Raw genomic sequence first — 1,655 nt, forward strand, 5'->3', positions numbered from 1 at the left:
CCCATCAAACCCCGGGACCAAACACCTAGACTAGCGCGACATCGCTTACGCGGAAGAAGAAACTCACCACGACGATGGCGGCAGAGCGGTCGCAGCGATGCCACATACCGCTCTGTCTAGCTTACTTGACCGCGAGAACATCCCAGCGCTCGATGACCGGCGGCGTGGCCAGAAGCTCATCGGCGTTCTGCATGAGTGCCGCCGCGATCGGACCGTTGAGATGTGCGGTTCTGTCGCCATCATTCTGAAAGGCGTCAAAGATCGCGAAACTGCTTGGTCCGAACTTTACAGCATACCAGACCGGAGTACCCGTTTCGGCTTGTGCCAACGGCAGCGCGTCCTTCAGAAACTTTTCCAAAGCCGCTTCTTTGCCAGGCTTGGCGTCGAGCCGCACGAATAAGCCCATATGTGTCATCTTCATCGTCTCCATCTTTGGGTGTGGTTGGGTTGACTTCGAGCTGCCTGTCGTATCCGCCATTGCGCTTGTCGCGCCGGTGGCGACAACGAGGGCCGCCGTGAGCAGGAACACTTTAATGGTCCTCATTTTCTTCCCTATTTGATCGCGCCATCGTCGGCCGCGTCGCTAGACTATCATCGCAGCGGAGCGTTAGCGCTTGGCAGAATTGACAAACCTGATACCATTCTCGCCATGAGCACAGCTACGACAATTTTAGCGCTTGATGGGGTGTTCGATACTGGGCTTGCGGCGTTTCAGGACACCTTAGCGACGGCGCGCGACTTGGCGCCCCCCGCCTTGCGTGAAAGTTTGAACTCGTCGGTTTCCAGCATTCGTCGCGCAACACATACAGCGCACGGCCTCGCAATCCCTACGGTTCGGGCCGACGCCCTCCCGACTCCCGGCTTTGTCTTCGTGCCGGCATTGGGAGCGAAGACGGAGGAAGGCATTGCCGACGCCCTTGCTCATCCCGATGTAAAGCGAGCTGTCGAACTATTGCGAACCTGGCAGGCAAATGGTGCGACTATCGCTGCTGCTTGTACGGGGACATTCGTCCTCGCCGAGACGGGATTGTTAGACAAACAAGAGGCCGCCACCAGTTGGTGGCTCGCACCTTTCTTTAGAGCCCGGTATCCCAGCGTTGCACTCGATGACAGCCGTGCGCTGGTGGGTAACGACAGGGTCGTTACCGCAGGCGCGGTGCTTGCACATTTCGATTTGGCGCTCTGGTTCGTTCGTCAGCGGAGCCCCGAACTGGCCGACACCGTCGCTCGCTACCTAATGCTCGATCCTCGCTCGCCTCAAGCCACCTATGCCATCCCGGATCATTTGCGCCACGCCGACCACCTGGTGATGCTCTTCGAGAAGTGGGCGCGTGAAAACCTCGCTACGGGCTTTTCCTTGGAGCAGGCCGCGGCTTTTGTCGGGACAAGTGAACGAACTCTGTCCCGCAGAATCAATATGGTGCTGGGCCGCTCTCCATTGTCTTATTTCCAGAGCCTGCGCGTTGAACGAGCGGCTTATCTCCTGAGGACGACCAAATTGGGAATGGATGAGATCGCAGCCCGCACCGGCTATGATAATGCAGCCACTCTCCGCACTCTGCTACGTCGTAAGACTGGCCGCACCGCCTCAGAAATTCGCCGGACGAACCATTTAGGAGTGCAGGATTAGGTGTTTGGTCCCGGGGTTTGATGGG

2 protein-coding genes are annotated in these 1,655 nt (G+C 58.2%); one reads left to right on the forward strand and one right to left on the reverse strand.

Going from position 1 to position 1,655, the window contains the following annotated elements; translation table 11 throughout:
* Positions 1-121: 121 nt before the first annotated feature.
* On the reverse strand, positions 122-529 hold the full coding sequence (locus GOX01_RS12640) for a putative quinol monooxygenase (protein ID WP_243695625.1): 408 nt from the start codon (positions 527-529) through the stop codon (positions 122-124).
* Positions 530-649: 120 nt separating this feature from the next.
* On the opposite strand from GOX01_RS12640, the gene GOX01_RS12645 reads away from it, so the two are divergent.
* Positions 650-1,630: a GlxA family transcriptional regulator gene (locus GOX01_RS12645; RefSeq protein WP_011253700.1), complete on the forward strand. Its 981-nt coding sequence runs from the start codon at positions 650-652 to the stop codon at positions 1,628-1,630.
* Positions 1,631-1,655: the final 25 nt, after the last annotated feature.

It is taken from the genome of Gluconobacter oxydans, from assembly GCF_006539685.1.
GTDB classification, from domain to species: domain Bacteria; phylum Pseudomonadota; class Alphaproteobacteria; order Acetobacterales; family Acetobacteraceae; genus Gluconobacter; species Gluconobacter oxydans.